This is a genomic window from Planotetraspora mira, assembly GCF_016863275.1.
GTDB lineage: Bacteria > Actinomycetota > Actinomycetes > Streptosporangiales > Streptosporangiaceae > Planotetraspora > Planotetraspora mira.
This window is the reverse complement of record NZ_BOOO01000041.1, coordinates 40,967-67,371: the sequence shown is the minus strand read 5'-3', so window position 1 is coordinate 67,371 and position 26,405 is coordinate 40,967. Positions and strand designations below refer to the sequence as shown.

Genomic DNA, 26,405 nt, shown 5'->3' with positions numbered 1-26,405 from the left:
AACCCCCGAAGGATCGTCCCACCTAGAACCCAGCTGCGAGCCCTGCGGGATGCTCCCAGAGCACGCCGAAGGGCCCCGGAGTGATCCGAGACCCTGAGACGGAGATCCGACGTCATAGAACACGGTGCGAATAGGACAGTCTCCAGATGGCGGGTCAGGGCAGCGTGTCTTGGTCATCGGGAATGCCATGGTCGGCGCGCAGTACTGCCGCCGCCAGCGTGGCCAGCAACGCGATGTTGGTGACCAGCGGTACGCGCTCGGTGATGCCGCTGAACTGGCGTGCGCCGAGCAGCCACATAGAGTCATCGATAGGAATGAACGTGGCAACGAACGCGGCGATGCCGAGAAGGCTCGCCGTGGAGAGCAGCCGGACGAGGGCCACTGTCGATCGCCAGCGGGGATCGGTTCGGAATCGACGGGCCAGCCGCAGCCCGGCCACCGGCAGGCAGATGAACCCGACCAGCGCGGTGTAGCGGTGCAGCGTGTCATGCCAGATCGGCGGCGCTCCCACCGGCGCCATCGGAAAGATCGCGGCCAGCACCAGAGCGCCGGTCCAGCCGGTGATCAGCACCCAGGCGAGGCGGTCGGCAGGCGCTCGCAGGTCGACCAACGCGAAAGCGATGCAGATCGACGCGAAAGCGAGCGCGATCATGCTGATGCCGACTAGACGCGCGCCGAGGCTGGTGAAGATCAGCTCACTGAAGGTGGGGCGGATCAGGTCAATGCCGCCCGGCCGGCCCAGTTCGCCGGCGAGCGCGGTGGCGAGCGCGCAAGCGATCCACAGCGACCCGACGCCGGCAAGCATCCGAGCGAGGCGGCGCGGGTTGGGATCAACGACGGCGGTTGCGTGTGGTTCTACGGTGCCCATGCGGACAGGCTGGGTGTCACGGGGACTCATCCGCGTCGGCCCGCTGACTGATTTCCCACCTCATCCGCGTCGCCGTCCGCGCGGCGGGAGTGCGACCTGATGGTGACGTTCAGGATCCCCCCACAGAGCGATGCCGACGGATTTTCGGCTCGTTAACCTGGCCGGTATGGACAGCACGGCAGGCATACTCGGCCTCGGCGGGCGTGCCGGTCGGGCCGGGTACGCGCTGCGGTACGTGCTGATCACCGGGCGGGACCGGGACCTGGCGCCGTCCGCCTGGGGCACCGGCCGGAAACGGTACGCCCAGCGGGCGCTTCTCGTGCTCGCGATGGCGGTGCTGTTCGCGAGCGAGATCAGCAACGGGTACCTCCCCACCTACGGGGGCGCGGTGGCCCCGATCGTCGTCCTGCTGCACATGGTTCCGGTTCTGATCATGCGGCGTCGGCCGTTGACCGCCTGGCGATTCACTGTCGCGGGCACCGTGCTGACACTGGCCGTTGCGGCGATGCTCACCCATGGGGATGGCGGGCACGACCTCGGGACACCCTGGACAGCCGGAATGCTGCTGTACCTTCCCGTCCTGATGATGACGATCGCGCGCTGTCCGTTTCCCTGCGACCTGGCCGTCGCCGGAATCAGCCTGCTGCTGGTCATCCCGGCAGGGATGGCGGTGGGCACCGGGCCGCTGTCTGGCGCCGGGATATCCGGGATCCTGGCGGTGAGCGCCGCCACACTGGCAGGCCTGGGCGTCGGCCGGCAGGACCGGATCGAACAGCAACTCGACGTGGTGAACCGGTCAGTGGCCGAGGAGCAGACCAGGCGGGCCGTGCTGGAGGAGCGCGCCCGCATCGTCGGTGAGCTGCATGACATCATCGCGCACCATCTGTCCCTTATCGCGGTGCGGACGGAGAGCGCGCCGTACCGGCTGGCTGCCCTGCGCGCGGCGACGGATGATGATCCGATACGCGCTGAGTTCGCCGCGGTGGGCGACGCCACCCGGCAGGCGCTCAACGAGACCCGCCAACTCCTCGGCGTGCTGCGCCGCGACGACGACGAAGTGGACCTCGCACCGCAGCCCGGCCTGGGTGACATCGACGCTTTGGTGGCCGAGGCTCACTCCTCCAGCGTGCCCGCGACGCTGACGGTGCACGGGCACCCCCTCCCTGTGCCGCCCACCGTTGGCCTCGTCCTGTATCGAGTCGTACAGGAGGCCCTGAGTAACGCGCGGCGACACGCCCCCGGAGCGCCGGTGCGCGTCGAGCTGCGCCACGCGGCCGACCAGGTGCGGGTCACCGTGGACAACGATCCGCCACCCCGGCCCGTCCGGCCGGTACCGGCAGGGTCCGGGTACGGTCTCGCGGGGATGCGTGAACGGATGGCGATCGTGCGCGGCGAGTTGGCCGCCGCGCCACGACCGGACGGCGGGTTCACCGTCAGCGCCGCGGTGCCGGTGACCACCGACCATCGTGGAGCACTGTGGTGACGCGGGTGTTCATCGTCGACGACCAGGCCATGGTGCGGGAAGGATTCACGTTCCTGCTGGACGCGCAGCCGGATCTGACCGTGGTGGGGACCGCCGGAGACGGTGCGGAGGCACTGGCGACGATTGCGGAGCTCAGCCGGCAGGGTGAGCGACCGGATGTGGTCATGATGGACATCCGGATGCCGAAGCTGGACGGGCTGGAGGCGACCCGCCGACTACTCGCGCGGTCCGCGCACGACGACCCGGCATCGGACTTCTCATCGGGTCTCGTGCCGCCGGCCGACCAGCCGCTCAAGGTGCTCGTGCTGACCACCTTTCACCTCGACGAGTACGTCTACCAGGCGCTCCGCGCGGGCGCTAGCGGATTCCTCCTCAAAGACGCCACCGCGACCGAACTCGTCACAGCCGTGCGGGTCATCGCCGCAGGCGATTCTCTGCTGGCCCCGGCCGTGACCAAGCGGCTCATCGCCGACTTCATCCGAGCTGACCGCTCGACACCGCCGGTGCGCTCCGAGCGGTTGGCCGACCTGACCACACGAGAAACTGAGGTCCTCACCCTCGTCGCCAAAGGCCTTACCAACGCGGATATCGCGGCCGAACTCGTCGTATCCGAGCACACGATCAAGACCCACGTTGGCCACATCTTGGGCAAACTGCACCTACGGGATCGGGTTCAGGCCGTGGTGCTGGCCTACGAGACCGGCCTCATCACACCCGTCGGAGCGACCGATAATCCACGCTCACCCGCGTAACCCCTCCACTGCCCCGACAATCACATAGTCATCGGCAGATGGTTGGAGACGGTCAGCTGGGGTGGATGCGCAGGTGCCAGGCGATCGTGTCAGGGCCGGCGTCCAGGCCCTGGCCCGACAGTTCTTTGCGGAGCCGGACGATCAACTCGACCGTCGTGATCACCAGCCTGGCCTTCGACACGGCCAGACTCTCGACCGCCGAGGTTTCCTATGTCTGGAGACATGCGTTTCCTATGTCCTGAACCAGCACACTGCAGGGCGCGCTCCCCAGACCAGCCCAGATGCGCTCTGAGCTGGTCTTTTTCTTGGTACGGCTCTCGCCGCGCATGCAGCCGCAGGCCCCCGAAAGCCGAAGACGGCCCGTCAGCCCCCCGCGTGAATGCCCTCGACCACCTGGGCCAGTTCGGGTTGAGAATCCGCCGCAACGGTGACGGCGACGCCCAGGCCCGTGTCCTCCCGCCAGGCGAACCTCTGCTCCCGCGCCGACCGCCGCACCATGCCCTCGACTCCGCCGATGACGTCCGGCTCCGCGTCGACGCCGGCGGTGCCGCCCGCCCAGTCTCGATATTCGACGGCGGCTCCGTGATAGACCTCCACAGACACTTGACGCGCCGGATCGTCGGGCGAGCGCCAGCGCCGGGCCGTCATGACCCAGTCGGGTCCCGTCGCCGAACGCGCCGTGCCCGGGCGGAACCCCTCGGGCACGTAGGGCACCCGCACCTCGTCGACCGCGTCTCCCTTCAGCGGCGCGATGGGGGCGATGCCGCGGGCGATCTCCGGCATGGTGTCCACGAGATCCGGTGACGCCCATATCCGCACGCCCAGGCCCGGCCGGATCACCCAGAGGAGCATCCGGCCCTTGTCCCCGAACCCGTTCGCGGACAGGACCCGCCCGTCAAGCGCGCGTGTGCCCGGCATGGCGATCTCGCGCACCTCGGTCTCGCGCACCTTGACAAGCCGCTCGTCCGTCGGCCACGCCGTGACCTCGCGCAAGCCGTCAAGGTCGTGCGCCGTGTCGCCCCGGACGACCTCCACCGACAGACTCCCGCCGCCGCGATTGAACCACCGGCCTATGCCATCGGTGATCATGGACGCATCCCCCTGGTCGGCCGTGAAGCCGTCCGGCAGGTGGCCCAGCCGTACACCTCCGAACGAGCGCGGATCATCGGCGCGGCGGGATGGTGCGGCGGCGGGCCGCGTGCTCGGGGAGGACCGGCTCACGCGCAGTCCCTTGGCGATGCGGTCCATCTCACCCTTCATCGACACCGAGGTGATGATCCTCAGCAAGACGCCCGGCTGGGCGACCCATATCCGGTCGGTGTGGTCGGTGGTGGACGCGTAGCCCTGGCGGGACGTCGACTCGTCCACGTCAGGCAGCACGTTCAGTGACCAGATGTCCATAACGTCGGTGATCTTGTCCTTGGGGCGGTAGACGGACACCTGGACGAACCGGTTTCCCTCCGACCACATCAGCCCTTCCCCCCGGAGGCGGATCGTGCCCCCGTGGTCGCGCTCCTTCAGCGACAACCGTTCCGGCTCGCCCATGTCGGCGGGCAAATAGTGCACCTCGACCCCATCAACCTCCGCGACGACCCTGTCAGAAACAGACCGGTCGGATCGCGACAGCGTCACGAAGGCCGGCACAGCACCCGCCGCGACGACGACGGCGGCAGCGGCGGCCACCAGCTTCAGGCGACGGGCCTTGCGGCGGCGCGAGAGCCGTACGACCTGGTCGACCAGGTCGGGCGCGGCCCGTAGCGTGGCGGTTCCCTCCGCCATGGCCGTGCGCAGTTCGTTCTCAAGCCTCGACATCGATGACCACCTCCCGATCCAGCAGCACGCGAAGCCGCGCCAGGGCCTTGGACGCCTGGCTCTTGACCGTTCCGACCGAGCACCCGAGGATCCGGGCCGTCTGCGCCTCGGTCATGTCCTCCCAGTACCGCAGCACCATCACCGCCCGCTGGCGAGGCGGCAGCACACGAAGCGCGTCGAGCAGCACCTGACGAAGCTCTACGTCCCCGCGGGGAGCGGGCGTGTCGGGCGGGGCGTGCACGGGGATCAGCCGCAGGATCGCGCGGCGGCGGGCCCGGCTGATGGCCAGGTTGACGATGATCCGCCGCACGTAGGGTTCCGGATCGGCGTCGCGGTGCAGCCGATGCCAGTTCCTGTAGGCCCGCTCGAGCGCACTCTGCAGCACGTCTTCCGCGTCGGCCGCCGATCCGCAGGTCAAATATGCCGTACGCAACAGGGCCGTGGCCCTGGCCGCCACGAAGTCGGCGAACCCCTCGGCGGTCGGGGTCATAACGCTCCTCGGGTCATGCCCTCATATACGCGTGATCGGAGAGAAAGGTTGCCCGCCGGTTCGCGCGATCCCTGGCGGAACGCCACCCTGTACGGCATATGCCGGCAGCACCCCGAAGGAAGGTTCAGCCCGAATGGTCGATGCTGATCACGACGTTCCCCGTTTTCTGGCCCGTTTCGACGTACCGGTGGGCTTCGAGGATCTCGTCCAGTGAGTACCGCCTGTCGATGACCGGCTTGAACCGCCCGGCCTCGATCAGTTCCTTGAAATAACGCGCCGTCGCCGGGTCGTGCTTCGGCAGCGGGAACTTGACCTTCTTTCCGCCGAGCAGCGGAGTGGTGAGGGCAAGGATCGGATTCTGGGACCACGGGCCCAGGTCGGTCGCGAGAAAGACTCCGCGTGGTTTCAGCAGCCGCCTGCATCGCCGGAACGTGCTCTTGCCCACGGCGTCGATGACGAAGTCGTATTTCCTCTCGTCCCTCGTGAAGTCTTCTGTCATGTAGTCGACGGCCTTGTCGGCGCCCAGAGTCCTGACGAGTTCCATGTCCTTCGTTCCGCAGACCGCGGTGACTGCGGCGCCGATGCTCTTCAGGAGTTGGACCGCAGCCGAGCCGATGGCCCCGGTCGCGCCGTAGACGAGGACGTCGTGGCCGCGCTCGATCTTCGCCGCCCTTATCACCGAGAGGGCGTAGTGCGACCCCTCGGTGCTCGGAGCGGCCTCTTCGAAGGTCAGTCCTTCCGGCATCGTCGCGAGGGTTCCGTCGTGCGCGACCGTCATGTATTCGGCGTGGGCCCCGAATCCGGCGTCGTTGTAGCCGAACACCCTGTCGCCGACGGTGAAGGATGTGACACCGGCGCCCAGCGCGTCGACTTCTCCCGCGAACTCGTTCCCGAGAATCCTCACTCTCGGCCTGATCAGCCCGGTGAAGAATCGCCACAAGAATGGCTTGGCCGCCCTTTGCGCGCAGTCGGTGCGATTGACCGTCGTCGCGTGGACTTTGATGAGAAGTTCGCCGTCCTTGGGCGAAGGCTTCTCCACTTCTGTGACTGTAACCACTTCCGGCGGACCGTACCTGGTGCGGAATGCGGCCTTCATGCCTGCAGTCTAGCCACGCACGAAGTTCTGATTTCCTTCCATGAAACAGGCCCGGCCCATGAAACAGGCCCGGCGAAGAACGCTCTGCCCGCGAAGCCGGCGATCCCTACCAGAGCCGGGGAGGGGAGAACGGTCATGGGCCACGCCCGAGTCGTCGAACCGACCGTGGGGAGCACCGGTGGGCGCCGTCCCCCTCGTTCGGACGGCGGCGTCACCACGGTGAGGGCACCCTCTACCATCGGTTACATCTGTGAACTGCAAGGCAAGGCACCATCTAGATGGCCGTACTACCTCCGCCGTCAATAGGTAAACGTTATCGCGGACGCTTCGGACCACTCTTCGGTCTTGATCGTGAGAACACCCGCGTCCTGCTCCTCCTGCTGCTGACATCGGTCACCGGTGCGGTCGACGCTGCCAGCTACCTCGGCCTCGGTCAGGTGTTCACCGCGAACATGACCGGCAACGTCGCGATCATCGGATTCGCCGCCGGCGGAGCCGCCCTGCCGTTGTTGAATTCCGCGATCGCCCTCGGCGCGTTCATGGTCGGCACCATCGTCGCGGGACGGATCGTACGGCGTTGTGACATCACGGCCACCTGGCCGCGACAACTGACGGTCTGCGTAGGTATCACCTTCGCGATGCTCCTGTCGGTGTTCCTCCTCTGGGTGACACAACCGAGGGCGCCTGCGCCGCACGTGATCGCACCTCTCCTGGCGTTCGCGATGGGCGTCCAGGGAGCCGCCACCAAGAAACTGTCCGTCGCCGACCTGCCGACGACAGTCGTCACCAGCACTCTCACCAGTCTCGGTGCGGACTCGCGACTCGCGGGCGGAACCAGCGTCCGCTGGCGCCGCCGCGCGGGGGCGGTGGCGGCACTGCTGGCCGGCGCACTCGCCGGCGCCGGACTCTTTCAGCTCCGCGAGGCCTTCGCGCTGGTCCCCGGGTTGGCGGCACTGGCGATCGTGCTCACCGCGTCGAGACTCCTCCCTGATCGGGAACTCAGCTCAGCGCAGGATTTCCGATCAGGAGAAGCCGACTCCCCGGGCACGGACTCCTCGCCATCAACACGCCCCTCATGATCAGGTGTTGCGACAAGCACTAGAACCCAAGCGCCGCCAGGGGGTCGGTTTTCACCCGTCGTCGACAGCAGAAAGCGGTCTCCCGCAGCCGCGGCACGTACTGCCGTAGCGCCCGAGCGATCCGCACCTCAGGACGGCCGCCACTCCTTCCTTTAGATCCGCTCGCGGCAGATGTAAGTGAGCTCGCCGCCACTCTCACCAGCCGCCCTCGGGGTCGCTGGTCCAGCCCCGCGCGTCACCGGTCGACCGCTCGAGTTTCACCAGGCGCCTCCGTCAATCGAAGGTCGCCGCCGCCTGGTCAAGCGCTCCCCTGTGTCGGCCTCACGGTCGTTACGCAACATGAGGTTGCGGGTTGCCGCCGCCATCGCTAGTGTCATGCGCAACCGATGGTTGCTTATTGGAGGTACGTGGTGGAGTTCGGAAAGTTGGAGCGCGAGATCCGCATCGACGCGGCACCGGAGATCGTGTTCGATGTCGTGAGTCGTCCCGAGCACATCAAGATGTGGTGGTCCGATGACGCGTCGTTCGAGCCTGCGCCGGGCGCGGTCGGCGAACTGGTGTGGGGCGACCGCGCTGGGGTTGAACCGATCACGGTGGTCAACGTGGATCCGCCCCGCAAGTTCGCGTTCCGCTGGATCGCTTCTGATGGTCAGCTGGCGGATGCGAACAACTCCCTCCTGGTCACCTTCAAGCTCGAGCCCTCCGGTGACGGCACGATTCTGCGCATGACTGAGAGCGGCTGGCGCGAGAAGGGCTGGGAAGCCGCTGTGCTCGAGGAGGCCTTCCGCGACCACGAACGCGGCTGGGACATGTTCCTGCCCAGACTGCAGAGCTACGCCCCTTCCGCGGTGGTGCACGCGAGCGGCGCTACGAAGTAGACGAGGCGACCGATGTCGGCGCTCGTATGCCGGCGGCATGTCGATCGGCACATTCGTCGCCTTGTAATCATTCGGAAGAATCAATCACCTTTGGAGGACACATATGAGTGGATTGCTGCTTGGTGATAAGAACGCTGTGATCTATGGAGGCGGAGGCGCTATCGGCGGCGCAATCGCACGGGTATTCGCCCGGGAAGGCGCGAGGGTCTTCATCGCCGGGCGGACGCAGGCGAAGCTCGACGCCGTGGCGCGTGATATCGCCGCCACGGGCGGAACAGTCGAGACCGCGCAAGTTGACGTTCTCGATCAACAGGCGGTCGAAAAGCACGCCGACGCGATCGCGGCGACGGCCGGCAGCATCGACATCGCCCTCAACGCCATGAGTGTCATGCACGACCAGGGGACTTTCCTGGCGGACCTCTCGCTGGAGGAGTTCATGCGGCCGATTGATGGCTTTCTGCGGACGCTGTTCATCACAAGCAAGGCTGTGGCACGGCACATGGGTCGCGAGCGTCCCGGCGTCATCCTGACTTTGTCCGAGCCGGGTTCCAAACTGGCTGTCGGCGGCATCTTGGGGCACAGCGTGAGCGCGGCCGGCAAGGAGGCCTTCTCGCGGGTTCTGGCCGCGGAGCTGGCACCCGGCAACATCCGGGTGATCGGCATCCGTCCACACGCCGTCGTCGATGCGCCGGCAGCGGGTTCCTACACCAAGGACCTCTTCAAGCAAACCGCGGCAGCGGCCGGGCAGTCGGTCCAGGAATTGCTCGACGGCGGGGGGATGGCGCAGGGGACGCTTCTGAAGAGGCTGCCTACGCTCTCTGAAATCGCAGAGACGGCCGCGTTCCTGGCTTCAGATCGAGCTGGAGCCATGACCGGCACGATCGCCAATCTGTCCGCCGGCGCACTCGTCGACTGAGATCGCCATGTCCGATCAGGCCGACAATGCTGATCTTCCTTGATCGGTGGGACGAACCGCTCCGCGTCCGCGGAGCGCTCCGTCCCACCATCACCTCACGTCGTAGGAATCGGTGTTACAGCCCGGCGCACTGTCCCGTCTTCGGCCCGGACACCGAATTGGGCTTCCCGCCATTCGTGGGCGGCGGGGTGTTGCCGGAGCAGGACAGCGGACCACCGACATGGTTCGCAGCGATCACCGGCGCCGACTGCACCGAGTTGCCCGTCACGCTGAGCGGACCACCCACCTTCGTGCCGGTTATCGAGAGCCGGCCTGTAACCCCGGACACCGTGACCGGACCGTTCACCGTGGTATCGGTCAGCGAGACCGGACCCGTGCCCCCGGACACCGAGACGGGCCCGCTCACCACGGAATCGATCAGTCGTACCTGAGCTGCGCGGTTCACCGACAGCGGCCCGGACAGCTTGGCCTTCACCGCGACCAGTCCCGCGCCGGCCGCGACCGTCACCGGCCCCGAGACCACCGCGCCGTCGAGGCAGGTCAGTCCGGAGGAAACGGGCAGAGGCCCGTTCACTCGGCCCGTCACCTTCGTCGTGCAGGCGGAGGCAAGCTGTCGGTCAAGAGCGCCGACGTTCACGGCCCCGACCGTGATTCCACGCGCACATGCCGAGACGAAACCGAACTGAGCTCCGGCACCTTCGGCCTGCTCCGCGTCGAAGCACACGTCATACGTGCCGTCCGGAACGCTGAGCAGGTAGCGCCCGTCCTCGTTCGTCGTCACCGGTGTGCCAACGGTCGCTCCCGTTTTCGGATCGTGCGCCGTCACGCGCACTCCGGACAGGGCCCCGCCATCTGGACCGGTGACCGCACCGTAAATGGAATCCGGTCCGGCGATGAACGGCACGACCCAGGTCTGGTCCTGATAACTGAAGGTGACGGTTCCGTGGTACGGCTGGTCCGCCGGATAGGTGTGGCTCCCGCTGACCGACATCAGGCTTCTACCCTGCCGTTGGCTCGCCACGTAATCGCGTCCCGCGATGCCGGCCGGCTCCGTCGGGGATCCGTCGCCCCAGTCGATCACGGCCGTGACGTTACCCGGCGCAATCGAGCCGGCGGCCAGATTCGCCAGCGGCGCATTGCTCAGGGTCTTGTCCACGCCGAAACGGGCGACCGTTCCCATCGTCGCCGGGTTCCAGGTGACCTGCGAGATGGTGCCGTAGTTCACGTTCGCGAAGGCCCACCGGGGTCCGGCCGCGCTGAGCCGCTGCCGATACGCGTCGTAGTCCTGGGTGAGCACCTTGGGAGACCAGGCCTTTTCCAGGATGCCGGCCAGCCGCGGGAAAACCATGTACTCGTTCGTGGCCAGCCCACGCATCTGCTCGCCCCAGATGGGCGCCTCGATACCGAGGATGTCCTCGGCCTTCGGCCCGCCGTACGCGGGTTGAGCCCAGACCGACCGGTACTTCTCGTACACCCATTCCGGGTCCCACGAGTAGGACTGGAGAAGTTCCGTCCGCGGCGTCCTGCCGGGGGATCCGTCATACCCGAAGTCGAGATAGGCGTTGTATTCCGGGGTCACGATGACGTCCCGGCCCTGGTTGAACCACTCAGGCTTGATGAGAGCGGGCCCACCGCCGGTGTAGTCGGACCAGTAGTGGTTGATGGAGGTGGAACCCGGTGCGTACCCTTCCAGCGCTGGGTTCCAGCCCATCATCCGCTTGCCGTTGTCGTTGACGATGATCTCCATCTGCCGGATCCACCACTTGTAGTCCTCGTGGGGCATCCCGATGGCCTCGTCGCCGCCGATGTGGATGATGGGTGCGGGAGAGATCGCGGCAAGCTGCGCGATCGCGTCCTTCCAGAACGCGAGGGCCCGCGCACTGGCCGGGTCATTCGGATTGGTGCAGAACCGGTCGGTCTGGGTCTGGCCTTGGCAACCCACGACCGTGCGGCCGCCCAGGGCGGTGACTGCCGCCGTGGCATGGGCCGGGCCCTCCAACTCGGGGACGATCTCGATGAACCGATCGGCCGCGTACTTGACCAGGCCCTTGAAGTCCTCTTGCGTGTAGAAACCCGCGAGGCAGGCCGCTCCGTTGCACCCGGTGCCGTCCAGTGCCGGGTAGCCCTTGATCTCAAGGCGCCAGGACTGGCTGTCGCTCAGGTGCAGGTGCAGTTGGTCGCCCTTCAGCGCCGCCAGTTGGTCGATCATGGACCTGACTTCGGCCACCGTCATGAAGTTACGGGCAGGGTCGAGTTGGAGACCTCGATGCTCATAACGGGGGTAGTCCACCACCGTTATGGGCTGCACCGTCCATGGCCCCACGCCGATGGAAGGCGAGTAGCTCGCCGCCGGCAACAACTGCCGAAGGCTCTGGAAGCCGTTGAACAGGCCGTGCGTGTTCGGGGCCACGACGCTTACGCCCGAACTTGACACCGTGAGGGAGTAGCCTTCGGCCGCGGCGACCTCGTTGCCCTGTGGAAGGCCGGGCACTGGCGCGACGGTGAGGGCGATATCGGCGGCGGTGGCAGAACCTGTCACCACGGGGAGTTCGTACCCGGTAGCCGGGCGCAGGTAGCCCGCAAGAACTTCAGCCGAGGCGGCGAGGCCACTGCCGGAGACCACGATCCGGGATTTGGCCGTGAGTTCCCACGGCTGACCGGTGCCGGGCGTCTGCTGCACCGGCACGGGAATGATTTGACCCACGACCGGCGCCGGCTTGGGGCCGGACCACACCTCGAACTCGTTGATCGTGTATCCGGTCGTGGAATTCGTGGCCAGGGCCTGCATCCGGACGCAGGAGATCGGGTCCTTCCGATCGATCACCTGGGAATCCTTGTCGCTCGGATTCACCACGTGGGTGACCGTCGACCACGTCTGGCAGTCGGCGTCCGTGGCGACCTGCAGGTCGTACTCCGTCGGCTTGGCCGGCGACGTCCAGCGGCTGAACACCTCGTAGACCGGGGCGGGCGTGGCCAGCTTGACCTGGAACCAGTCCTGAGTCGGGTTGTAGCCGTTCCCGACCGACGCATAGTTCGAGGTCCAACCGTTGTGGACGAAGACGTCGATGGCGTTGGCGGGCGCGTACGTCGCAGCGGGACTGGTCAGACGCTGGGACTTGGCGGAGGCGACCACACCCGGCAGGAGGGCGAGATTGACGCTCTCGGCCGTGGTGCTCGTCGAAACCGAGAGGGGAACGGTCTGGGGTGATGCCGGCGCGGTCGACGCCGTGCCGGCCTGTGCGGTGTTCGCCATGACACCGGTGAGGGTGGTGGCGAGGAGCGCACCGATTGTCAAAGCAGAGACCGCGCGGGCCCGTGGCCGTCGGCTTCCGCCGCGGTCCCTTATCTGCTCGCGCTTCGCCGATAGGAACGAGATCTTCACGTCACTCCTTAAATCGGGGTACCGCATACCTCCAGCACGGGCCGCGTTCGGACATTGGTGGGACATGTCCGGCGAACCGTTCGGCGCTGCAGCGTCCGTGCAGCTTCCTGATGTGGTGGATGGGGGAGTTCACGCGGCCAGGAGACCGACCGTCCCGGCGATCTTCTTGCTCATCTCGATTACCGCCTTGCTCTTGGGGGGTGACTGGTCTATACCGGTTGGCGGCCTTGGGCGGCGGTTAGACCCTTATGTAGGGGTCTCAGGCTGTCAGGGTAAACAGAAGTTAAAGTTTTGGTCCATACCGCCATGTATCGGATTCGCAACAACGGTGGCTGTTGCCACAGCCGGTCTATACCGGGGTGGGCGACGCCGACGGCATCTCGGGAGTGAGCCGGAACTCGACGGGGCGACGGCACCTGCTCAGGCGTTGAGTGCGCAGGTCGGCCCGATCCTCATCCGCGAATCTTCTCGACGTCCCGCACGGCCTTGTCCAGCAATCCCCGCATGGCGGCCTCGGCCGCGGTCGCGTCCTGCGCCCGGATCGCTTCCACCACCGCCCGGTGGCTCGGCACCGGGTCGTCATGCGGTTCGACGCCGCCGTGCACCAGGCGGTCGCGCTCCGCGAGGCCGGTCTCCATGACGACCTCCATGCGCTCCAGCAACTCGTTATGCGTTGCGGTCAGCAGCACGCGATGGAAGTTCAGGTCGGCGGCGACGGCGGCCGCCGGGTCGCCGTCCGCGGCGGCCATCTCGTCCAGGGCGCCGGCCAGCGCGGCCAGGTCGTCTTCGGTCGCCCGGCTCGCGGCCAGGCGGGCGGCGGCCGGCTCGATGATGCTACGGACCTCGTGCAACTTGTCGAGCAGTCGCGGATCGGCGCCCTCGGCGAACTGCCAGCGGATCACGTCACCGTCGAGCAGGTTCCAGTCCGCGCGAGGCCGGACGAACGTGCCGCGCTTCTGCCGGGCGTCCACCATGCCCTTGGCGGAGAGCACCTTGAGCGCTTCCCGGAGCGCGGTGAGGCTGACGTCCAACTCCTCCTGGAGCGCGGTCATGTTCAGCGTTTCACCCGCGGCGATCTCTCCGGCGAGGATGCGGCGTGCGATGACCTCGACGGTCTGCCCGTGGACGCCGCGGCGGGCATACCGTGCCATGCTCTCCGCCCCCTTCCCGCTCGTCCCTGTCGATCTTTCAGCCTGAGGCTTTCACCGCGGTCCGGCCCCCGTCCACCACCGGACGACCGCACCGTGACCGGCCTGCGACGAGGTCTGAGCGCGACGGCGAATTCCTCATCCTCGCACCGGGAGGCAGACCTGGTGACGGCAGTCGCACCCAGGTGAATCATCACCTGGGTGCGACTGTCCGGTTCAGCAGGCGGCGTTCAGACCCGCCCAGTCGGCGCGGTCGTTGTAACCACCGTCGCCCGCGTCGCCGACGACCAGGTCGAGCATCCGGACGCCGGTCAGATCGACGTCGACCTGGCGGACGTCGTCGCGGGTCAGCACTCCGCTGTCGAACAGCACCCGGCCGTCGCCGATGACCTGGAACGTCGACGTGGCGCCCTCGGGTCCGACGTTGCGCACCGCGTCGTCCAGGCCGACGGTCGCGGTCAACCGGCTGCACTGGTCGCCGACGTAGTAGCGGACCGTGGACGGCGAGGCGACCCCGAGGCCGGTCGGGTACACCTGGCCGAGCATGCTGATCGGTGACCCGCCGCCGACGCTGAGGTCGACCGTCGGGCTCATCCACCCGCTGGTGGCGCTGATCCAGGTGTGGTGTGACAGGACGGCCTCACCGTCCGGGGGCACCGGCGCGACCACCACCGCCGAAATCGTCGTCTGCTGCGGGCGGCCGTGCCCGATCACGTCGTACGACGTGGTGGCGGTCAGTGCCGCGTTACCGGCAGCGGCTGTGGCCGGGAGTGCCACGGCGAAGGCGAAGGTGGCGGCGTGGCCGGAGCCCAGCAGTTTCGGCGCCCCGCTGAGCTCACGGACCGTCCAGCCGGCGGGCGCCGTCAACCTGACCTTCGGCGAGAAGACCGGCAGTGTGCCGTCGTTGCGCACGCCGACTTCGACCCGCACCTCGTCGCCGCCGGCGGCCACGGGTGCCGACCCGTCCGGCACCGGGGCGTCGCCGACCCGCGTCACCTGCGGCAGCCCGGCGACCACGTGCGGGACGCCCGGCAGGCCATGGGCCCGGCCGACCCGGAACAGCGCCGCGCCGTGGGCGGGGACGGCCGCGCTGATGGTGCCGGCGCTCTCGGTGACCTGGTTCGTCCACGCGTTCTTGAGGGTGAACCGGCCCCCGGACAGACCGACCGAGGACGCCTTGGTGGTCAGGGTCTTCGAACTGTCGCCCCGGTTGAGCAGCACCACTGCCCGGTCGCCGTCGGCCAGCCGCTTCACCCAGGTCTCCGTCGTGCCGGCGGGACCGACGCGGACGGCCTGCACACCGGCGGCGTCCTGGTTGATCCCGACCACGTCAGGGTCGGTGAGGATGTCCACGGAGGTCTGGCTGAGCTTGCGGACGTCGCTGCCGATCACCAGCGGCGCGGCGGCCACGGACCAGAGCGTCATCTGGGTACGGAATTCCTCGTCCGTCATCCCCAACTCGGGGCCGAGGTAGTCCGGGTCGTTGAAGTGACCGGGGCCTGCGACCTCGGGGTGCCGTGCGTTGGCGTCGTAGTTGCGCAGCACGTCCTTGAACTTGATGTCGCCGACGAAGCCCACGTCGGTGTAGGTCCGCCAGGACTGCGCGATCGCCGGGGCGTAGCTCCAGGAGTACGTCGACTGCTGCTCCTCCGGGTAGTTTCCCCAGTCCGGCGACGTCACCGGGTTGCACAGGCTGAAGATGATCGGCCGGTGGGCGGCGTTGTTCCGCAGCGCCTGGGCGAACTCGGTGTAGGCGGTCTTCGGGTCCAGGTTCGCGGCGATCCCGCAGAGGAAGTCCACCTTCACCGCGTCGAACTTCCAGGCGGCGAACTGGTCCGCGTCGCGCTGGTAGTAGCCGTGACTGCCGAGTCCGCAGCTCCCGGGGATGTACGGCCCGGCGTCGGTGTAGATGCCAGCCTTCAGGCCTTTGCTGTGGATGTAGTCCACCAGCGGCTTCAACCCGTTGGGGAAACGGGTCCGGTCGGCCTGCAGGTCGCCGGCAGCCGTCCGCGGCTCCAGGTCCTGCCAGCCGCCGTCCAGCCAGACGATGTCGTAGCCGGCCTTGGCCAGGCCGCGGGAGACGAGCGCGTCGGCGACCTCCTTTACGGACTCCTCCGAGAAGGCGCCACCGAGACCGAAGTAGGTGTTCCAGCCCTGGTACGGCGTCGGGCTGACCACCTGCTTTGTCGCTTGCGGCGGGCCTGCCACCCCCGCGCCCGCATCGGCCTGGGCGGTCGCGGGCGCGACGAGCAGACCTGCCACGAGGGCGGTCACAGCGGCGAGCACATGTCGTTTCACATCGGGTTCCTTTGCTGCCGGGGAATGGCGGACGCCGCGATGGGCAACTTGCCGGACTTCTTGTTCTGGACCTGCAGGTGTTTCCGCCTTCACCTCGCTCCGGCGCCTGCGCGGGGGTGGCCCACCAGCCGACGTGAGCCGCGGCGCACAGCGGCTCCGAGACCTTCGAGGAACGTCCCCGACCGGCTGCCAGACCCAGTCATGTCCGCACTCCTGAGGTGTTTGTTTTCAGGGATCTTGTATCTCGTTACGGCAGCATGTCAACATTAATTCGTAATTTATGAGTTGTTAGGTTGCCTGGAGGTGATCTCATCGAACCCCACAGCCATCAACCGCACCCATTGCAGCTGGACAGACGGTGGCACCACCGCATGGCCGGATGCTGATCTCCAGAGCAAGGAAGGCTCGCGCACGTGCACATGCGTGGCTAGTCTCCCGACCATGAAGCGATCTCCACTGATCACTCACATCTCTTGGGGCCGCATGGTCGTCGAGGGGGTGGGCGAAGGAAAGGACTTCAAGCTGTACCCGGGCGGCGGTCGAGCCTGGGACTGGAACGAGACGGGTACGCGTCACACTCCAGGCATCCAACCCGCCGACGTCGCCGAGCTACTCGACCACGGCAGCGAGGTGGTCGTCCTCTCGCGAGGGATGGACCTGGTCCTTCAGACGTGCCCGGAAACCCTGGACTTGCTGAAGCAGAAGGGCATCGAGGTCTTCGTCGAGGAGACGAGGACCGCGGTTGAGCGCTACAACGCGTTGGCTGAGACGACCTCCGTCGGAGGCCTGTTCCACTCGACATGCTGACCCACGCAACCGCGTGCCCGCTGCGCGCCCGTCAGGGTGGTGAATCGCGGTGTCCGCCGGCTCGTCATGTGTCCGAGCGTGAGGGGAGCCAGACGAACACCGCGTGACGATGACAAGGGGCGACCGTCAGCCGACGGCGTCGAGGACCTCGCGCAGCTTGCGGGCGAACGCCTCGGGCTGCCCGGCGTAGCCGAACTCGCCACCGAGGAAGCCGCCGTGGTGGCTCGGGAAGACCGTCGCCTGCTGACCGAGCAGTTCGGCCGTCGCCACCGAGGTGCGTCCGGTGAAGACGTCCAGGGACTCCTCCCCCACTGCGATCACGACCCGCGTCGGCGCCGCGGCAAGCGCGTCGACGTCGGGCCGGTAGCTGCTGACCGCCCATGACCGGTCGGACAGGAGCGGATCGTCGCGGGAGCCGTCATCATCGGTCGGCATCCCGAACACGGCGGGGTCCGGCACGGGCTGGGCGAAGTAGTCGTCGGTGAACTCGCCCTGCCACGAGGTCATCACGATGAAGGCCGCCATGCCGGCACCCCGGCCCTTGCCCTCGTACGCATCCCGGACGCCGGCCCGGGCGCGCTCGGCAGCCTGGGCGTCGGCGAGCACCGGAATGAGTGGCGGCTCGTGCGCCACCAGGGTGGTCACGTCATCGGGGTAGGCCGCCACGAGGGCGAGCGCGGTCACCGCACCGCCGCTGCTCGCGAACATCTCGACCGGGCCCGCACCGAGCGCCTCGATGACGGCGTGCACGTCGGCAGCCTGGATCCTGGGCTCATGGTCGACCCGGCCGTCCTTGCGGGTGCTGCGGCCGAGGCCGCGCGGGTCGTAGGTGACGACGGTGCGCTCGGCGAAGTGGGACGCCAACACGCCGAAGCCGCCGGCGTCCATGGGCTGACCGATCATGACCAGCGGTGGGCGTCCGTCGGCGGTCGGCAGTGAGCCGTGGACGTCGTAGACGAGGTCGACCTCGGGAGTCTCGAGTATCTGCGTTGCCATAAAGGTGTAGACCCCTTCCGCATCAAGAACTCATCGGACCCTGCGCATGGATCAGGGCCATCCTCATTCTCATCACTGTCGGCGTGGCGCTCATCGGCATCGGCACTTTGCGCCTCCTGCGGGGGCTCTCCGACTCCGGGGTGCTGGTCCGCACCCTGACCACCCTGCGTGTGAGCTGAGGCCGCTACGGCGTGACGATGCACTTGACGAAGCCCGGAGGGCGGTCGCCGAAGTAGCCGAATCCCGTGTCGACCCCTTCCAACGAGACACTGTGGGTGATCAGGGGCTCGAACGTGAGGCGCCGGTCGGCCATCATCCGCAGCCCTTCCGCCAAGGCCTTCATGAGGCGCCACCGCTGGCCGGTGAAGCCGTTGACGATGGTCACCCCGCGATACCAGAGCTCGACGTCCAGGTCACGGCGCCCGTCGTGGTGGTAGCCGGCGACGCACAGCGTGCCGTGCGTCGTCACGAGATCACCCGCGAGCTTGAGCCCGGCCGCCCGGCCGGAGAACTCGACGACCACGTCGAACGCCCCGGCAAGGCTCCCGGCGGCCTCATCCGGAGCATGCACCTCGCCGGCGCCCAGTTCGGCCGCGAGATCGCGCGCGTGCGGCGCCGGGTCGACACCGGCGAGCCGCGCGGGGGCGTGGTCGGCGGCGACCTGCAGGGCGGTCAGCCCCATGAACCCGAGCCCCACGACCGCGACCCGCTGCCCCGGCCGTAGACCGCACCGCGACAGTGCCTCGACGACGCAGGCCAACGGCTCGCCGAGCAGGGCCCGACTCGGCACGTTGGCCGGAGCGGGGAGCAGGTCCCTGGCCGGGACGTTCACCATGTCGGCGAACGCGAGGGAGGCGAACCCGGTGACCCGGTCTCCCGGGGACCAGCCATGGACGCCGGGGCCCAGCGCGACGATCTCACCACTCAGCTCGTGACCGAGCCGGCGCGGCTCCGCCCCGTCGTGCTCGGCCCACGCGGGCAGTTCGGAGACGCAGATCCCGGAGGCGAGGGTGCGCACCCTGACCTCCCCCGGGCCGGGGGGCGTATCAGGCGCCTCCACGATCTGCGACGTACCGGGGGCGACGACCTGGGAAAAGCGCATGATCTCCTCTTGGATTCCGGTCCGGTTCAGCGCTGGGTACGGCAGGCCAGCTCGACGGCTCCCCTGACGGGCGGAGCCTGGAGCAGCGAGGCGGCGACCCCGGGGAGCTGGGATGCCAGCTCGTTCTCGAACGCCGCCATGAGGCGGGGCTGGTTGCTGATGACGCCACCCGCGACGACCACGGCGCCAGCCTCGGCGCCCCGCCGGGCCAGACACGCCACGAGGCGGGCGAGAGACCCGCCGCCCGCCCTGATGACGGCGTCGGCCGTGGCGGACCCGGCCTCTGCCGCCGCGAAGACGGCCGGAACATGAGCACCCCAGCTCTCGACGCCCCCGTTCCAGCTCATCACCGCGGCCAGTTCGGGCAGGCCGGGAACACCGAAGGACCGCAGCAGCGCCTCCTCGAGCCCGTCCTCGTCAGCCCCCTCGTCCGCGTGGCCGAGCACCGCCCTGGCGGCGTCACGGACGAGCGCGGAGCCCGATCCCTCGTCGCCCAGCACCCATCCCCACCCGCCGGCCGACAGGTACGCACCCGTGACGCGGTGCCTGCCCACGACGATGGCTCCGGTGCCGGCGATGACGCCGACGCCACCGGTCAGACCCGCGGCCGGCACGAGCAGCTCGGCGTCGTTGACCACGGTCGTCGCGACCCCGATCGCCCCCGTGAGCTCACGGGCCAGCCGATCGCAGTGGTCGGGAGTCTCACAGCCGTGGGCTCCCACGACGACGTGCCGCACCTCGTGGCCCGGGTCGAGCAGCGGCTGGAGGTACGACGCCAGCCATGCCGCCGCCTGCGGAAGCGAGGCGGTCTGCCAGCCGGAGCTGGCCACCGTCAGGTCGGCGAGGACGTCGCCGGTCCCCGCGTCCGCCAGCTGCATCCGTGTCTTGGTGCCCCCGACGTCCACACCGGCCACCGCCGTCGTCATCCGATGGGCTCCTCGATCTTCGTGTCCGTGTTGTTGAAGACGAAGTCCTCGATCTCCACGCCCCTGGCCTGCGCGAGTGACCCGGCGAGCCGCTGCACGACGGCCGTCTCGAGGACGGTGCGCACCGGCATCGACACGCCCTCGGGGATGCGCACCACATGCAGGTGATCAGCGGGCTCCACGGCCGCAGAGGTGACGCAGAGAGTGTGGTGGCGGCTGCCGGCCAGGCTGCGCGCGAGCTCCAGTTCGCGGCCGTCGCCGATCACGACGTGGAGGGTCTCCCCTGCCGACTCCATCTCCCCGTGCAGGTAGTTGCGCGTGACCAGCGCCGAGGCGGGAACCCGGCACACCTCCCGGAGCAGCAGGGCACCGGACTCGGACGCGGAGCGGGAGGCTCCCGACGCGACGATGTCCGCGGCGACGACCCGCCCGGCCCGCTCGGCCACGTCGTCCACCACCGGGGCCAGGGCCGCCTCGTGGCGCGCGAGGACGTCCGCGATTCCCGCCCACTCGCCTGCGCTGTCGGCCGGCGAGCGGCCGAGCACGGTGTGGGCGATCATGGCGAGGGCCACGAGTGTGCCGGTGTAGCCGATGGTCGAGGCGTAGCTGTCGGGCTCGTTCCCGAGGTCGACGCAGTGCCCCACCGAGTCGGCGAGCCGGGAGGGGACGACGTTGACCACCGCCGCCCGCCGCTCCCTCGGCACCAAGGCCAGCGCGTCCACCGTCTCCGGGCTGCGCCCGGACTGCGAGACACCGATCACCAGGTCCGCGCCGTCGAACCTGATCCCCGAGCTCACCTCACTGGCCAGCTCCTGGCGGGCCAGCACGTCGCCGTCGGACAACATCCTCAGCGGCAGGGCGAGCGCGGCATGGCTGGCCCCCATGCCGACGAAGACGGGCCGTGAGCAGTCCGCGAACACGTGGCTGCCGGCCGCGAGTTGATCCGCGACCCGGGTCGCGATCCGCTCCAGGGCGGCAGGCTGCGCCGCCCTGCCGTCGATGTAGGGGATTCGTTCTCCCGACATTTCCGTCATTTCCCTTCGAGAGACGTGTGAAGTACCGGACGTTCCCATGAGCTGACCACAAGATTCAAAGGAGATACCTCTGCATACCACATGATGCCGTAGAGGAACCTGGTATGCGGCATTGGGGGTTGATCAGGATCTAAGGGACAAGTCACTGCCCAGGCAGCACGAAGCCGTGGAACTCACGCGTGACGTGGATCCCACGGTGGCGTCATCGTCCGACGGAACTTCCACCCCGGATGAACGACGTGCGCAGGCGATACCGATCGCCCCGGTAGGTGATGGTCGACACCAACACGACACGGCCCACCGCGTCGACCATCGACTGGTACATCACCAGGACCGGATCTCCGGGAACGAGGTCGAGGTGCTCGGCGATCTCCTCTGAGCATCCCCTGGCCTCGATGACGGACTGGGCGACGACCGGCTCCGCCCCCGCGGCGGCGAGTTCCTCGAGCAGCGACGCCGTGGCGAAGTCGGCGTCCTGGAGCCGGGGCGCGAGGTTCAGCACCACGCATGAGGCGTCCACTCCTATGGGGACGCCGTCCAGCATGCGCACGCGTTCGAGCACGAAGAGCTGGGTGCCCGCCGCCACGCCGAACTGGTCCGCCTCGTCGAGGGAGGCCTCCTTGACCTCTGCGCGGATCACCCGGGAGGTCGCGACCAACGCCTTGCGCCGCGCCGTTTCCGTGAACGACTCCAAGGAGTTGGGCCAGTCACGATCCGGCCGGCTCGCGACGTACCAGCCGCGGCCGTGGGAGGACTGCAGCACACCCTGCTCGACCAGGTGCTGGAGCGCACGCCGGAGCGTCACCCGGCTGATGCCCATCTGGGTGCACAGCTCACGCTCGGCGGGCAGGCGCCGCCCGGCGGGAAGGGCCCCCTCCCGCACCTGGCGCTCGATCAGCTCAGCCGCCTGCACCCACAGGGGCTCAGGGCTGTCCGAAGCGATGAGAGTCGCCTGAGACACCCTATTCACCGGTCCACGTCCTTTCCTGCTCCTGCTCGCCTTCCGCGGCGAACATAATGTCATTCTCACACCGAATCCGGGCGCCGAGCATCACCCGTGACGGTCTCCGACCAGGCGGTCGAATGCCGCGTCCAACTCCGGGTCCGTCCGGCGTCGCGCCGCCTCCCGGTCAAACCAGGACAGAATCTCTCGCGCCCCTTGTTCAAATGGCACTTGCGGCAAGAAACCCGGCACAAGGCGCTTAATCATCGAGTTGTCATAAATAACTGAGTGCCGGAAATCTTCCTGCAGGACCGGACCCATCCACGCGATTTCCCGGCCGATGTCCTCGCTCGACCGGTGCACGATCTCGGGCGCCACGCCCGCGGCCCGGGCGAGGGAGAAATGAATCTCATCCCAGGTTAGAAGCTCGTCAGAGGTGATGTGCACGCTCTGTCCCACGGCGTGCCGGTTGCCGAGCAGGCCGGTCAGCCCGCGTGCGAAGTCGCGGGCGTGCAACAGGTTCCACAGCGAGGTGCCGTCGCCGTGGACGACCACCGGCCTGCCCTCGCGCCAGCGGGCGATCGCGGTCCAGCCGGCCAGGATGGGCAGCACCGTCTCGTCATAGACGTGCGCCGCGCGGACGATCGTCATGGGGAACGCCTCGTAGCGGTACGCCTGTTCGAGCGCCTCCTCGCAGCGGAGCTTCTGCGTGGGGTACTCGAAGCCGTTGTTCCGCCGTGCGGAGGACTCCACGATCGGCAGGCTGGGGGCCGGCCGCGCGTACACCGATCCGGTCGAGATGAAGACGTACTGCCCGGTGCGGCCGGCGTACCTGGCCACGTCGGTCCTGATGTCCTCGGGGGTGTACCCGATGAAGTTCACCACGGCGTCGAACGTCTCGTCGCCGAGGGCCCCACGCATCGAGGCGTCGTCGTGCACGTCGGCGTGGACGACGCGCACGCCCTCCGGCACGGGACGCAGTGTCGTGCGGCCCCTGGTGACGACGGTCAGATCCACGCCGGCCGCGACGGCCTCCTGGGCGCAGGCGGCGCTGAGCACGCCGGTTCCCCCGAGGAAGAGCACCCGTATTCCGCTCATCGCGGCCCCACCTCCACCGATCGCCTGCCCGTGGCCAGACCGCGGCCGACGAGGAAGTCGTAGCAGCGGCGCAGCAGTTCGTACATGTCCTGACGGGCGCGGTCCGCCTCGACGATCTGCCACCTCACCGAAGGATTGGCACGGGCCACGCTCTCCACATCGACCACGCCCTCCCCGAAGGGGAGCATGTAGTCGTCCATTCCCCGGGCCGGCCCGTCCTTGAGATGGACGAACTCCAGCCGCTCGCCCAGCGAGGCGGCGACGGGCGCCGGCTCCACCCCGGCGGTGCGGACCCAGTAGGCGTCCAGCTCGACGACGACCGCCGGATCCAGCTCGCGGAGCAGGATCTCGTAGGCCCGCTCCCCGCTGAAGACGTTCTCGAACTCGGCGAAGTGGTTGTGGTAGGCGATGCGCATGCCCCGCCCGGCGGCGTTGGCCGCCGCCTCGTTGATGCGTTCCGCCCCCCTCAGCACGCCGTCCAGCGTGGTGAACTCCTCCGGCTCCATGCTCCAGACGAGCGTCTCGACGCCGAGCTCCTCGTTCTCGTCGAGGATCGCCTCGGCGGCGTCTCCCACCGGGAACGGCGCGTGCGCGCTGCAGATCTCCAGGCCGAGGTCGTCGGCCACCCCCCGTACGAGGGACGGCTTGTGGCCGTACAGGCTGATGGGCTCGACCGCGACGTACCCGAGCGCCGCGACACGCGCGAGCACACCGAGCAGGTCCCGGGACGCCTCCTCGTGCAGAGACCACAGCTGCGCGGCGATCGGCGCGGGGCCGGACGCGCCTAGACGGCTCATGACACACCTCCGATCGTTCGCCCGTTGCCGAGCGGCCAGCGCGTCGACCACGTGAGGATCTCGTCGTCTTCTACGCCTGCCGCCCAGAGCGTCGCCTGGCGGACCAGCTGCCGGAAGCCGGGGTTCCCCCACGCTCGCGCGTCATGCCCCAGTGCGGTGTAGCAGACCCTGCCCCGGCCGTGGTCGCGTACATAGACGAGCGGCTCGGCGCCGTCGGGCGTCTCCCGCTCGGCCAGCACCTGGACGTCCGGGGCGTACTCGAGGATGTAGAACTCGTCGTCGATGCCGAAGTCCTCCAGGTGCCGCGTCACGGGGTGGGAGCCGCCGCGCAGCCGCACGTCGAACCGGCCCTCGGAGCCGGACGCCCCATGGGACAGGTACCGGGAGCCCACCAGGTCGAAGGCGACCCGATCCGCGTCGAGGCCGCCCTCGCCGAACCCGAACAGGTTGCTCGCGTGCAGGACGACCAGGCCCTTGCCTTCGGCGACCAGGTCGGAGAGGGCCTGCTGCTCGCGGCGGTCGAAGACGACCGACGAGCGGTACACGACGTACACATCCGCCTCGGCCGTGGCCGGCGTGAGATCGGCGAAGCGGCCCATCCCCACGGCCCTGGCCGTGGGGAGCCCGGCCTCGGTCACGATCTCCTGCAGCGCCAGCGCGGCGCCGATCAGGTCGTGATGGATGTCCGTGCCGTCGACGATCACCATCGCGGACGGCGAGCGTCTCAACTTCATTCATGCTTCCTTCGGTAGTGCGGGCGGCCGCCGCAGGCCGCACGAGCGGGGGCGGCGGCCGCCCGCGTGGACGATCAGCCGGCCAGCGCCGCCGCCTCCGCGTACTCCTTGGCCATCTTGTCGCCGCCACCCGTCTTCCACTTCTGGACCGCCGCCGTCAGGCTGGAGGCGGACTCCCGCCCGAGGAACACCGCGGTGATCGCGTCCTGCATCTGCTGCTGCAGGGACGCGCCCTTGGAGTTGAAGGTCTCGGAGTACAGGTGCGCCGCCGGGTTGTCGAGGAGCATCGGGACGACCTTCTGCTGCCAGTCGTGGTTGAGCTGGTCGACACCGGGGGCGCCCTGCGGGTCGCACAGGACCTGGGGGCCGCCCGCGATGTAGGCCAGGCCGAGGTCCTGCTCACGCTGCCCGCGCGTGGTCAGCACGGCGACGCCGTCCTTGACCTCGTAGTCCACGCCCTCGACTCCGTAGCTCATGATGAACGACTCCCGGGAGCCGAAGGGCGCCGCGATGTAGTCGAGGACCCGGAGGAACATGTCGATCCTCTTCTTGTCGGTCGTCTTCTTGATCATCGTCATCGCGTAGGCGCCGCCGCCGGTCCAGTGCACGGCGTTGCCGCCGTCCTTGCCGAAGGGGGTCATGATGTCGAAGACGACGTCCTTGTCATCGGCCACGATGCCGACCGAGCGGTTGCCGTCGTAGAGCATGGCCAGCTTGCCCGACCGGAAGAGCGCGTCGCGCTGGACCTTGTTGGTCATCAGCGTGGGGGTGTCGGGGTGGAAGCAGCCGCTCTTGTAGAGGTCGGCGAGCTCGGACATGGCCGGGACGAACGCCTCGTGCTCCCAGGCCGAGACGAAGGTGCCGTCGGCCTTCCGCGTCCACTTGTTGGGCACGCCGAACATCATCATCATGAAGTCGGCGATGTTGCCGCCGAAGGCGTACACGCCCGCCTGCGCGTTGGTGACGGCCTTGGCGAGGTCCTTGAACTCCTGAAGGTTCGCCGGCTGCGGGTTGGCGCCCGCGGCCTTGATGACGTCCGTCTTGGTGTAGATCTGCGTGGAGAACACGGGGTCGGACTTGGGAACGCCGTAGATCCGGCCGTTGAGGTAGCCGTTGAGCCAGCCCGCCTTCTGGATGCCCGCGAGGTTGGGGTACTTCTTCACCGCGTCGCCGGAGAGGTACTCGCTCAGGTCGGTGAACTGCGCCTCGGCGAGCTGCGGCAGCCGGGCGACGTTCTCGTACAGGGGGACGGAGACGAACTCGGGCAGGTCGTCGCCGGCCACCAGGGCGGGGAACTTCGTCTGGAAGTCGGCGTAGGGCACCTGAAGGGGCTTGACCTTGAGGTTGAGCTCCTTGTTCAGCAACTGCCAGTAGGGGCTCTGGTCCACCGGCGGGGACGGCTGGCCGTACGTCATGATGAGCACGTTGAATTCGCTGCCGTCGCCGATCGTCCCGTTGACCGTGCGCGGCCCGTCCATCGGGAAGGACGCGTAGACGTCCATGACGCCCTGCGCGCTGCCCTCCAGCAGAGGCTTGGGCTTGACCGGCGGAACGTAGGTCGGCAGCGGCACCGACTTGGCGGCCGCGGCGCCGCCGCCACCGCCGCCCCCCGACGAACCGGAGCCGCCGCAGGCGGCGAGCACGCCGCTCACGGGGACGAGCGCGGCGGCCAGCCCGGCACGCTTCAGCAGGGTCCTGCGGCTGAGGCCCTCGTTGGAGGCGGAGGAGCCGGATCCATTGATGAACGGCATTGATCTATTCCTTAC

The 26,405-nt window shown here is 68.3% G+C and carries 23 protein-coding genes; 6 read left to right on the top strand and 17 right to left on the bottom strand.

Features of this window, described 5'->3' with window-relative positions:
• Nucleotides 1-154 precede the first annotated feature (154 nt).
• On the bottom strand, nucleotides 155-868 hold the full coding sequence (locus Pmi06nite_RS34775) for a DUF998 domain-containing protein (RefSeq protein ID WP_203957442.1): 714 nt from the start codon (nucleotides 866-868) through the stop codon (nucleotides 155-157).
• 166 nt (nucleotides 869-1,034) lie between these two features.
• Between Pmi06nite_RS34775 and Pmi06nite_RS34770 the strand changes: the two genes are divergently transcribed.
• Nucleotides 1,035-2,351 carry a sensor histidine kinase gene (locus Pmi06nite_RS34770; protein ID WP_203957441.1) on the top strand — a complete coding sequence of 439 codons (1,317 nt, stop codon included), beginning with the start codon at nucleotides 1,035-1,037 and terminating at the stop codon, nucleotides 2,349-2,351.
• Complete coding sequence (locus Pmi06nite_RS34765) at nucleotides 2,345-3,103, top strand: response regulator (RefSeq protein WP_239114405.1); 759 nt, start codon at nucleotides 2,345-2,347, stop codon at nucleotides 3,101-3,103. The genes Pmi06nite_RS34770 and Pmi06nite_RS34765 overlap by 7 nt, the downstream gene beginning before the upstream one ends.
• A gap of 52 nt (nucleotides 3,104-3,155) precedes the next feature.
• On the opposite strand, the gene Pmi06nite_RS42785 is transcribed toward Pmi06nite_RS34765, so the two are convergent.
• The 4 genes from Pmi06nite_RS42785 to Pmi06nite_RS34750 all read right to left on the bottom strand — a co-directional run bounded on the left by Pmi06nite_RS42785 (nucleotide 3,156) and on the right by Pmi06nite_RS34750 (nucleotide 6,444).
• Entirely contained in the window at nucleotides 3,156-3,284 is a 129-nt protein-coding gene (locus Pmi06nite_RS42785; protein WP_275409635.1) for a hypothetical protein, read from the bottom strand.
• A gap of 182 nt (nucleotides 3,285-3,466) precedes the next feature.
• Nucleotides 3,467-4,915 (bottom strand): hypothetical protein, encoded by a 1,449-nt coding sequence (locus Pmi06nite_RS34760; protein ID WP_203957439.1) that lies wholly within the window; start codon nucleotides 4,913-4,915, stop codon nucleotides 3,467-3,469.
• Nucleotides 4,902-5,405, bottom strand: coding sequence for a SigE family RNA polymerase sigma factor (locus Pmi06nite_RS34755; protein WP_203957438.1), 504 nt, complete (start codon nucleotides 5,403-5,405; stop codon nucleotides 4,902-4,904). Before Pmi06nite_RS34755 ends, Pmi06nite_RS34760 begins: the two co-directional genes overlap by 14 nt.
• Nucleotides 5,406-5,529: 124 nt before the next feature.
• Nucleotides 5,530-6,444: an NAD(P)-dependent alcohol dehydrogenase gene (locus Pmi06nite_RS34750; RefSeq protein ID WP_203957437.1), complete on the bottom strand. Its 915-nt coding sequence runs from the start codon at nucleotides 6,442-6,444 to the stop codon at nucleotides 5,530-5,532.
• 335 nt (nucleotides 6,445-6,779) lie between these two features.
• Here Pmi06nite_RS34750 and Pmi06nite_RS34745 point away from each other — a divergent pair, with 335 nt between their 5' ends.
• The 3 genes from Pmi06nite_RS34745 (at nucleotide 6,780) to Pmi06nite_RS34735 (ending at nucleotide 9,374) form a co-directional block, all read left to right on the top strand.
• The gene (locus tag Pmi06nite_RS34745; RefSeq protein ID WP_203957436.1) at nucleotides 6,780-7,580 is read left to right on the top strand and encodes a YoaK family protein; all 801 of its coding nucleotides are present in this window, start codon (nucleotides 6,780-6,782) and stop codon (nucleotides 7,578-7,580) included.
• A gap of 407 nt (nucleotides 7,581-7,987) precedes the next feature.
• Nucleotides 7,988-8,458, top strand: coding sequence for an SRPBCC family protein (locus Pmi06nite_RS34740; RefSeq protein ID WP_239114404.1), 471 nt, complete (start codon nucleotides 7,988-7,990; stop codon nucleotides 8,456-8,458).
• 103 nt (nucleotides 8,459-8,561) lie between these two features.
• Entirely contained in the window at nucleotides 8,562-9,374 is an 813-nt protein-coding gene (locus tag Pmi06nite_RS34735; RefSeq protein WP_203957435.1) for an SDR family NAD(P)-dependent oxidoreductase, read from the top strand.
• Nucleotides 9,375-9,489: 115 nt separating this feature from the next.
• Here the strand turns inward: Pmi06nite_RS34735 and Pmi06nite_RS34730 are convergent, their stop codons facing one another.
• The 3 genes from Pmi06nite_RS34730 to Pmi06nite_RS34720 form a co-directional block, all read right to left on the bottom strand.
• A complete protein-coding gene (locus Pmi06nite_RS34730) occupies nucleotides 9,490-12,822 on the bottom strand; it encodes a family 20 glycosylhydrolase (RefSeq protein WP_203957434.1) in 3,333 nt (1,110 codons plus the stop codon).
• Nucleotides 12,823-13,208: 386 nt separating this feature from the next.
• Entirely contained in the window at nucleotides 13,209-13,907 is a 699-nt protein-coding gene (locus tag Pmi06nite_RS34725; RefSeq protein ID WP_203957433.1) for a FadR/GntR family transcriptional regulator, read from the bottom strand.
• 213 nt (nucleotides 13,908-14,120) lie between these two features.
• Nucleotides 14,121-16,202: an NPCBM/NEW2 domain-containing protein gene (locus Pmi06nite_RS34720; protein WP_203957432.1), complete on the bottom strand. Its 2,082-nt coding sequence runs from the start codon at nucleotides 16,200-16,202 to the stop codon at nucleotides 14,121-14,123.
• 441 nt (nucleotides 16,203-16,643) lie between these two features.
• Here Pmi06nite_RS34720 and Pmi06nite_RS34715 point away from each other — a divergent pair, with 441 nt between their 5' ends.
• Nucleotides 16,644-17,009: an Mth938-like domain-containing protein gene (locus tag Pmi06nite_RS34715; protein ID WP_203957431.1), complete on the top strand. Its 366-nt coding sequence runs from the start codon at nucleotides 16,644-16,646 to the stop codon at nucleotides 17,007-17,009.
• A gap of 126 nt (nucleotides 17,010-17,135) precedes the next feature.
• Here Pmi06nite_RS34715 and Pmi06nite_RS34710 read toward each other — a convergent pair whose 3' ends face one another.
• The 9 genes from Pmi06nite_RS34710 to Pmi06nite_RS34670 form a co-directional block, all read right to left on the bottom strand.
• Nucleotides 17,136-18,005 (bottom strand): alpha/beta fold hydrolase, encoded by an 870-nt coding sequence (locus Pmi06nite_RS34710; RefSeq protein ID WP_203957430.1) that lies wholly within the window; start codon nucleotides 18,003-18,005, stop codon nucleotides 17,136-17,138.
• A 184-nt stretch (nucleotides 18,006-18,189) separates the two neighbouring features.
• Entirely contained in the window at nucleotides 18,190-19,107 is a 918-nt protein-coding gene (locus Pmi06nite_RS34705; protein WP_203957429.1) for an alcohol dehydrogenase catalytic domain-containing protein, read from the bottom strand.
• Nucleotides 19,108-19,133: 26 nt separating this feature from the next.
• The gene (locus tag Pmi06nite_RS34700; protein ID WP_203957428.1) at nucleotides 19,134-20,033 is read right to left on the bottom strand and encodes an N-acetylglucosamine kinase; all 900 of its coding nucleotides are present in this window, start codon (nucleotides 20,031-20,033) and stop codon (nucleotides 19,134-19,136) included.
• Nucleotides 20,030-21,058, bottom strand: coding sequence for an SIS domain-containing protein (locus Pmi06nite_RS34695; protein ID WP_203957427.1), 1,029 nt, complete (start codon nucleotides 21,056-21,058; stop codon nucleotides 20,030-20,032). Before Pmi06nite_RS34695 ends, Pmi06nite_RS34700 begins: the two co-directional genes overlap by 4 nt.
• A 211-nt stretch (nucleotides 21,059-21,269) precedes the next feature.
• The gene (locus Pmi06nite_RS34690) at nucleotides 21,270-22,037 is read right to left on the bottom strand and encodes a GntR family transcriptional regulator (protein WP_203957426.1); all 768 of its coding nucleotides are present in this window, start codon (nucleotides 22,035-22,037) and stop codon (nucleotides 21,270-21,272) included.
• 81 nt (nucleotides 22,038-22,118) lie between these two features.
• Complete coding sequence (locus Pmi06nite_RS34685) at nucleotides 22,119-23,108, bottom strand: NAD-dependent epimerase/dehydratase family protein (RefSeq protein ID WP_203957425.1); 990 nt, start codon at nucleotides 23,106-23,108, stop codon at nucleotides 22,119-22,121.
• Complete coding sequence (locus Pmi06nite_RS34680) at nucleotides 23,105-23,905, bottom strand: sugar phosphate isomerase/epimerase family protein (protein ID WP_203957424.1); 801 nt, start codon at nucleotides 23,903-23,905, stop codon at nucleotides 23,105-23,107. Before Pmi06nite_RS34680 ends, Pmi06nite_RS34685 begins: the two co-directional genes overlap by 4 nt.
• Entirely contained in the window at nucleotides 23,902-24,639 is a 738-nt protein-coding gene (locus tag Pmi06nite_RS34675; protein WP_203957423.1) for a ThuA domain-containing protein, read from the bottom strand. Before Pmi06nite_RS34675 ends, Pmi06nite_RS34680 begins: the two co-directional genes overlap by 4 nt.
• Nucleotides 24,640-24,713: 74 nt before the next feature.
• On the bottom strand, nucleotides 24,714-26,390 hold the full coding sequence (locus Pmi06nite_RS34670; protein ID WP_203957422.1) for a type 2 periplasmic-binding domain-containing protein: 1,677 nt from the start codon (nucleotides 26,388-26,390) through the stop codon (nucleotides 24,714-24,716).
• Nucleotides 26,391-26,405 lie beyond the last annotated feature (15 nt).

Bases quoted from the DNA above. Each gene is read 5' to 3' on its own strand.
- Pmi06nite_RS34710 (WP_203957430.1), bottom strand. From the start codon at position 18,005: ATGGCAACGCAGATACTCGAGACTCCCGAGGTCGACCTCGTCTACGAC.
- Pmi06nite_RS34730 (WP_203957434.1), bottom strand. From the start codon at position 12,822: ATGTCCCACCAATGTCCGAACGCGGCCCGTGCTGGAGGTATGCGGTAC.
- Pmi06nite_RS34680 (WP_203957424.1), bottom strand. From the start codon at position 23,905: ATGAGCCGTCTAGGCGCGTCCGGCCCCGCGCCGATCGCCGCGCAGCTG.
- Pmi06nite_RS34700 (WP_203957428.1), bottom strand. From the start codon at position 20,033: ATGACGACGGCGGTGGCCGGTGTGGACGTCGGGGGCACCAAGACACGG.
- Pmi06nite_RS34685 (WP_203957425.1), bottom strand. From the start codon at position 23,108: ATGAGCGGAATACGGGTGCTCTTCCTCGGGGGAACCGGCGTGCTCAGC.
- Pmi06nite_RS34735 (WP_203957435.1), top strand. From the start codon at position 8,562: ATGAGTGGATTGCTGCTTGGTGATAAGAACGCTGTGATCTATGGAGGC.
- Pmi06nite_RS34775 (WP_203957442.1), bottom strand. From the start codon at position 868: ATGGGCACCGTAGAACCACACGCAACCGCCGTCGTTGATCCCAACCCG.
- Pmi06nite_RS34760 (WP_203957439.1), bottom strand. From the start codon at position 4,915: ATGTCGAGGCTTGAGAACGAACTGCGCACGGCCATGGCGGAGGGAACC.
- Pmi06nite_RS34755 (WP_203957438.1), bottom strand. From the start codon at position 5,405: ATGACCCCGACCGCCGAGGGGTTCGCCGACTTCGTGGCGGCCAGGGCC.
- Pmi06nite_RS34745 (WP_203957436.1), top strand. From the start codon at position 6,780: ATGGCCGTACTACCTCCGCCGTCAATAGGTAAACGTTATCGCGGACGC.
- Pmi06nite_RS34725 (WP_203957433.1), bottom strand. From the start codon at position 13,907: ATGGCACGGTATGCCCGCCGCGGCGTCCACGGGCAGACCGTCGAGGTC.
- Pmi06nite_RS34705 (WP_203957429.1), bottom strand. From the start codon at position 19,107: ATGCGCTTTTCCCAGGTCGTCGCCCCCGGTACGTCGCAGATCGTGGAG.
- Pmi06nite_RS34770 (WP_203957441.1), top strand. From the start codon at position 1,035: ATGGACAGCACGGCAGGCATACTCGGCCTCGGCGGGCGTGCCGGTCGG.
- Pmi06nite_RS34715 (WP_203957431.1), top strand. From the start codon at position 16,644: ATGAAGCGATCTCCACTGATCACTCACATCTCTTGGGGCCGCATGGTC.
- Pmi06nite_RS34670 (WP_203957422.1), bottom strand. From the start codon at position 26,390: ATGCCGTTCATCAATGGATCCGGCTCCTCCGCCTCCAACGAGGGCCTC.
- Pmi06nite_RS34675 (WP_203957423.1), bottom strand. From the start codon at position 24,639: ATGAAGTTGAGACGCTCGCCGTCCGCGATGGTGATCGTCGACGGCACG.
- Pmi06nite_RS34695 (WP_203957427.1), bottom strand. From the start codon at position 21,058: ATGTCGGGAGAACGAATCCCCTACATCGACGGCAGGGCGGCGCAGCCT.